Below are 6,531 nucleotides of genomic sequence, written 5' to 3'. Positions count from 1 at the left end.
GGGGAGGGGGGGAGAATAATTGTGTTGTTCCCTTTGTCTTCTTATCCCTGCGTCTTTCCATTCTCTAATCTCCATTACCCGACAGGTAATTAATCCCGCAACTTTTTCCATCAACGCTGCTACAGGCATTCCTGCGGCAAAAATACGTCCCTCGATATCGCGCATCTGTTGCGCTGTGACTACAACTTGGGAAATCAGTTCTTGCCTATCCATCAGTACAGTTTCATCACGACTTTTAATTACTTTCTAACGCTTTTTGATGAATCTGAAACAAGAAAATTATTTGTCGCGATCGCAATACTAAGGAATGCGGATTAAATAAAGTACAAATCTAATATAGAACCTCACTCCTTTTATTCCCCTCTCCCGTTCGCTTTTAGCGTTCCCGTAGGGTAGTTTGCTCAACGGGGGGAACCCCCGCACGCAACTTCTCACCGTACACGGAGGGAGAGGTTCTGTATTTTATTAAATCCATATTCCTAAGTTAATACCAAATGGCAATCAAATAAAAAATCAGTGTATATTTATTTACGGAAGTCTTGCTGTGTAGCAATTTTTGAGTAATTAATCGGAACAAGTACACCTGTTTGGGATGATAATGAACTTTGATGAAGGATTGCGAATTGTAGATGCAGCTATTTTCAGCAAAATTAACAGACATCTCAAAGATGTGGAAATACTTGTCCTGAAAGGCTCATGGCAAGGTTTGAATTATGATGAAATTGCCATTCATGAAGGTTATGCAGCTAAATATCTGCGGCAAGATGTAGGTTTCAAACTCTGGAAGTTACTTTCAGATGCTTTAGGGGAAGAAGTTAATAAGACTAATTTTCAGGCAGCAGTAGAGCGATCGCGCAGTGTCTCCCCTGGTGAATCGCGATTCAATAGTACAAATATTCTACCAATTGAAATACAGCAATTAGAGTCTTTAGATCAAATAGACTCTCAGACTAATAATTTTGTACCAGAATATCCAGAAGGGTCAGTACCTCTAGATTCTCTATTTTATGTCCAGAGACAGATTGACATCCGCTGTTATGAGAAAATACTCCAATCTGGTTCCCTAATTCGGATTAAAGCTCCCCATCAAATGGGTAAAACATCCTTCTGCGATCGCATTATCTCCCACTCGAATCAGCAGGGATACAACACAGTACGTCTAAATGTATCGCAAGCAGAAGCACAAGTTTTTAGCGATTTGGATAAATTTTTGCGATGGTTTTGCGCTTATGTTAGCTACAAATTAAAATTACCTTCTTTATTAAATGAATCTTGGGATGAATATCGGGGTAGTATTATCAATTGCACCACATATTTTGAAGAAAATATTTTAATGGCAATTAACAATAATTTAGTTTTGTCATTAGATGAGGCAGATATAATTTTTCAGTATCCTGAAATTTCCCAGGGTTTCTTCTCAATGTTGCGTAGCTGGCACGAGAAAGCTAAAACCGTCGATATTTGGGAAAAATTATGGTTAATCGTCGTAAATTCAACTGAAAACTATGGTTCGTTAGATATAAATCAGTCACCTTTTAATGTTGGGTTAGTGGTTGAGTTAACAGAATTTAGTCAAGAACAAATTGAAGATTTAGCCCAACGTCATCAACTTGATTATAATCAAACCCAAGTGCAGCAATTAATGTCTATGCTTGGAGGTCATCCATATTTAATTAGATTAGCATTTTATCATCTTGTTCTCGAAGATATAACCCTAGAGAACTTATTACAAAATGCTCCAACAAATGGCGGGATATACGAAGAATATTTACGCAGAATTTTAAATATTTTTCAAGCGAATAATAAACTAGCGGCTAATTTTATTGAAGTAGTTAATGCAACCGAAGCAGTTGGAGTAGAAACAATGCAGGCATATCAACTATACAGTATGGGACTGGTTAAGAGAATTGGCGATAAATTAGTTCCACGCTGTCAGCTATATCGAAAATATTTTCGGGAACACTTGAATAAATAGCAGCAATAATATAATTATTACTACTATCTCTTCCACGTATCTATCTGATATTAATTAACTGATAATCACCTTCAATTTTAATTTTAGAAGTATAGTTAGCAGTTGCACCTTGAGGTAAAGTCAACATCAAAATCACTGGTGTAGATTGGGCAAACTTGATTTTTTTGACCTGACGACCAGGTATACCAGGAGTAGCACCAGCAAGGAGTTGGGAAAATTCATTTCCATCTTGATCTTGAATACTAACTGTTGAAACTACTCCATTACCATTTGTAGAACCAGCATCGATATCAAGGGTAAGCTTTAATTCCCCAGATTTGGCGATGAAATAGTAGAAATAGGTTTTTGGTTCGCTTTTTAAACCAGTTACAGAGATTATATTAGTGCTTAAGCTTGTTGGTGCATCTCTATTTGTAGATTGTGCATTTGCTCGTGTGACTTGAGAAGTAACGAGAATTGTGGTGGCAACCATAAAGCTAAGAAATATTCCAACTGAAGATGAAAATTTTAAGTTAGTTTGATGTTGGTGTAATTTCATCAAGGACATGGGATATCTCCAATATTTTTTAGTAATGATTATTTGTTGATAATACGAGTGAGTGTATTATCTCTCAATTTGGGGTCAATCGCTTTGTGTTGATTTATATGATTGATTTTTTGCTTTTATGCAGTACAACCTGATTTGCTCAATTATCGAGGAGGTTCAGGGAGAGGAAATACTTGTATGTCAAGATTATTTGGAAATGGGTCACTTACTGATGAAGATGTACATTTTAGCCCAGATGGCAAATTATTAGTATCTGCTGGTTTAGATGGTTCAATTAAGCTTTGGCGAACGAGCAATGGAACTTTATTAAAGTCTTTTTCCGCTCATAAAGGACATATATTAAGTGTAAATTTCAGCCCAAATAGTCAACTTTTTACTTCTGCTGGTGAAGATGCAATAATTAAAATCTGGCAAATAAGTGATGGTCATTTACTCCACAGTCTTCATGGTCACAAAAGTGCAATTAGAAATGTAATTTTTATAAATGACCATCTTTTAGCTTCTGCTTCTGCTGGTTTAGAAAAAACAATAATTCTCTGGGATTTACAAGATATGGAACTAAATAAACTATTGAAACAAGGATGTAATTGGGTTTATGACTATCTAAAAAATAGCCCCAAACTCAAAGAGGAAGACAGACATATTTGTGATGGACAACTTACAGATTAGTCCCAATATATACGGGGCAGGGATACCCAGCCCCTACGAATGATACGATTGAGAATTATATAATCGGGATATTTTATTTTCTGGGAATCCCTAATTTCCGTAATATACCCTGGCATTACCCAAACCAGCATCCTTAATCGCTGCATTCCATTTTTCAGCTTGGGAACGCTCTGCAAATGGTCCAACTGCGATATGAGTACCCCGTGGGCTATTTCTCCGCACCACAGCAACATTATTTAAAGATTGTCCCAAGCTGCGCTGAATTCTCTGCTCAATTGCCGGAAATTCTGTGGAACGTGCAGGTATAGCCACATAATAATAATTGGAACGTTTCTGGTTTTGATTCGGATTTCCCCCAGGATTAGAACCCCCAGTTTGCCCAGCAGGAGTCAGCGCTAATTCTTGCCCACTAGTTAAGTTAAATAAACGCAGATTATTTAAATTAAGACCTGTAGATAATAATTGTTGTATTCTCGTTACTGCATTTTGCTGACGACTAAAAATCCCCGCTTGTATGACAGCACGTCCCCCAAAGCTGCGAATATAAGCTGATGGCTCAACTTGCTTCACAACTGGCAAAACTTGGACGTTATAAGTACCCGCATCAACTAAAACAGAAAAGCGCTCCCCAGCTTGGTTATTTTGATAAATAGAAGTTTGATTATACTGGGTGGTTTGATTTGTAGTTTGATTTACTGGTGCTTGATAATCATAAGTTATCCCATTTCCATCATTCACACGAGGAACACCATAAGCATCTTGGTTTATTGGTGTTGGGGGTAATTGTTCGCCATTCATCTGAGCAAACGCAGGAGTTGCCAGAACTAGGGAAAATAAAGAAAAAAGTAAGAATTTCCCATTGCTCTGTGAACAGGTACGTAAAATATCCAATATAAATTGATTTAGTAATGTGCTTGACATAAGCTATTAAAATTTTGGTTGCTGGTTGTGTATTTGTGTTGGATTTAGTCTTTCGTCTATGACTAGCTACAGATTTTATTGGCAAAATCCCGAAATAGCCACTCCTAATGAATAGGGGATTAAGTATCATTTTTACCAACAGCATCAGCTACTATATTCACGGTTAGCAGCCACTGAATACTTACAGGTTAAATGTATAACACTATTTTTGCAGTATGAATTGTTAAAAATTTACTTGATTTGCGATCGCGAATGATTAAATGATTAAATGAAATTCTCAGACTTCCTTTTAAAAAAGCAAAACAAAAAAGATTGATGATATTTTTTGGTTGACAGAAGATAATTCTAGATAACTAGGTAGGTTGATGTTAGATGCTTTGAAGAATAAAGCAAATTACCCTGTTCATGTTTATAAATCATCTCAACCCACAAAAATGAAAATCGCGACTTTACCAATGTAAACCAATATGGAGAGACGCGATATATCCCATCTCTACAGTCTGGATGTTGGTTTCAAAAATAACCACGATACAAAAAAAGTCGCTGCTGTAAACAATTGCGTCAAATCCAAAGCAGATAAATACCCATCAGAAAACGAAGCTATAGTGCGATCGCATATCCCAAAAACCCAGCACAATACACCAAATAACCAAATACCATTTTTGAAATTGTCTACAAATTCACTGGATTCAGTGGGTTGTGGGTTGTTCATGATTTCCTATTTTGTTTTCTTTTTCAAAGTACGCAGACAAAAACACCCAAGTTCCTAAGTTCATCGGCAACTATATACATATATTAATAAATATTTCTACAACTTGACATAACTCCTATTGATACATTTACGGAATTTGTCACTCTTCCTTGGGGATTGCTCTAAAGGTAAAATGTTAATTGGCGAGGATTTCAGGCTTTATAATCTGTTGTATGCAAAACCAAAACGATATTTGTATATACTGAGAACGGCTTGGAGTTTGGCTTTTAAACGCGGAGGTACGCGGAGGGAAGCGCAAAGTTACGCGGAGAATATAATGGCGATCGCAATCGATTTCGGTACTAGTAACACTGTAATTGCTCGCTGGAATCCTGTTACCCAGCAGCCAGAAACTTTAAATTTACCTGGATTATCAATTCAGCAAAGTCTGAATCCACCACTAATTCCCAGCTTGGTATATGTGGAAGATGCGGTAAAAGGAAGGATTTTAGCAGGGCAACAGGTACGCGATAGGGGTTTAGATTTATCCAACGATTCGCGATTTTTTCGGAGTTTCAAGCGGGGGATTGGTGCGAATATTCAAGGATTTTTGCCGGAAATTGACGGGAAACTTGTCACTTTTGAGGATGCGGGAAAGTGGTTTTTAACGAAAGTAATTTCTCAACTCAGTGCTTCTAATCCTGAAGTTGCCGATTCGTTGGTGTTAACGGTTCCTGTTGATAGTTTTGAAACCTACCGCTATTGGTTGGGTAAGGTTTGCCAAGATTTAGCAGTGCAAGAAGTGCGAATGTTAGATGAACCTACTGCTGCTGCTTTGGGTTATGGAATCTGCGATCGCGAAGTTATCTTGGTGATAGATTTTGGTGGGGGAACGCTGGATTTATCGTTGGTTAAGTTGGATAAAAGTGTTCAGCAAGCAGGAAGTGGTAAACCATTGGGGTTTTTACTGAAATTTGGGAATAAATCCCTCGCAGAAGACTCAAAGCAGAAAGTTAAAACAGCGCGGGTTTTAGCAAAAGCAGGTCAAAATTTGGGGGGAACTGACATCGATAATTGGATTGTCGATCATTTTGCCAAAACTCAAGGTTTAGTGGCAAATCCTTTAACTACACGTTTGGCAGAAAAAATCAAAATTCAACTTTCAACCCAAACCCAAGCTGGTGAGGTTTATTTTAACGATGAGACTTTTGAGAGTTACGAAATCGACCTGAACCGCGATACATTTGCAGATATCCTCAAAAATAATGGCTTTTGTCAACGTCTTGACGATTCGATGACGAGTTTATTGCAGCAAGCCAGACGACAAGGGATTGAGGTTGCAGATATTAATGCAGTATTATTGGTTGGTGGAACCTCCCAACTTCCCGCAGTGCAAGGATGGATCCGAAATTATTTTGATGCGGGGATAATTAAATGCGATCGCCCTTTTGAAGCGATCGCTCAAGGTGCATTACAGTTAACCCAGGGGTTGGAAATTAAGGATTTTTTATATCACAGCTACGGTATTCGCTATTGGGATAGACGTAACAATCGCCACAGTTGGCATCCCATTATCAAATCTGGACAAGCTTACCCGATGAGTCAACCTGTGGAGGTGCTTTTAGGTGCATCAATGGAAAATCAACCCAGTATTGAGTTAATTATGGGTGAATTGGGGGCAGAAAGTGGGGGAACGGAGGTTTATTTTGATGGGGATAGGTTGATTAC

The 6,531-nt window shown here is 37.9% G+C and carries 6 protein-coding genes and 1 pseudogene; 3 read left to right on the top strand and 4 right to left on the bottom strand.

The genetic code is table 11. The annotated features are described in order from the left end of the window. Window positions 1–213: pseudogene (locus CK510_RS24155) on the bottom strand (bifunctional ADP-dependent NAD(P)H-hydrate dehydratase/NAD(P)H-hydrate epimerase); the annotation flags it as partial. Between the two features lie 385 nt (window positions 214–598). Here CK510_RS24155 and CK510_RS24150 point away from each other — a divergent pair. Then, a complete protein-coding gene (locus CK510_RS24150; RefSeq protein ID WP_095724099.1) occupies window positions 599–1,975 on the top strand; it encodes an AAA-like domain-containing protein in 1,377 nt (458 codons plus the stop codon). 40 nt (window positions 1,976–2,015) lie between these two features. Here the strand turns inward: CK510_RS24150 and CK510_RS24145 are convergent, their stop codons facing one another. Beyond that, complete coding sequence (locus CK510_RS24145; RefSeq protein ID WP_158224956.1) at window positions 2,016–2,522, bottom strand: hypothetical protein; 507 nt, start codon at window positions 2,520–2,522, stop codon at window positions 2,016–2,018. Window positions 2,523–2,699: 177 nt separating this feature from the next. Between CK510_RS24145 and CK510_RS24140 the strand changes: the two genes are divergently transcribed. Then, window positions 2,700–3,191, top strand: a complete 492-nt coding sequence (locus CK510_RS24140) for a WD40 repeat domain-containing protein (protein WP_095724097.1) — start codon at window positions 2,700–2,702, stop codon at window positions 3,189–3,191. A gap of 90 nt (window positions 3,192–3,281) precedes the next feature. Here CK510_RS24140 and CK510_RS24135 read toward each other — a convergent pair whose 3' ends face one another. Both CK510_RS24135 and CK510_RS24130 read right to left on the bottom strand, forming a co-directional pair. After that, window positions 3,282–4,112 carry a hypothetical protein gene (locus CK510_RS24135; RefSeq protein ID WP_095724096.1) on the bottom strand — a complete coding sequence of 277 codons (831 nt, stop codon included), beginning with the start codon at window positions 4,110–4,112 and terminating at the stop codon, window positions 3,282–3,284. A 493-nt stretch (window positions 4,113–4,605) separates the two neighbouring features. Beyond that, the gene (locus CK510_RS24130; RefSeq protein WP_095724095.1) at window positions 4,606–4,824 is read right to left on the bottom strand and encodes a hypothetical protein; all 219 of its coding nucleotides are present in this window, start codon (window positions 4,822–4,824) and stop codon (window positions 4,606–4,608) included. A 316-nt stretch (window positions 4,825–5,140) separates the two neighbouring features. Here CK510_RS24130 and CK510_RS24125 point away from each other — a divergent pair. Next, window positions 5,141–6,531, top strand: a 1,391-nt coding sequence (locus CK510_RS24125) for an Hsp70 family protein (protein WP_095724094.1), incomplete at its 3' end; no start/stop codon positions are given.

It is taken from the genome of Brunnivagina elsteri CCALA 953, from assembly GCF_002289455.1.
Lineage (GTDB): Bacteria > Cyanobacteriota > Cyanobacteriia > Cyanobacteriales > Nostocaceae > Brunnivagina > Brunnivagina elsteri.
This window is presented reverse-complemented; position numbering and strand designations above follow the sequence as displayed.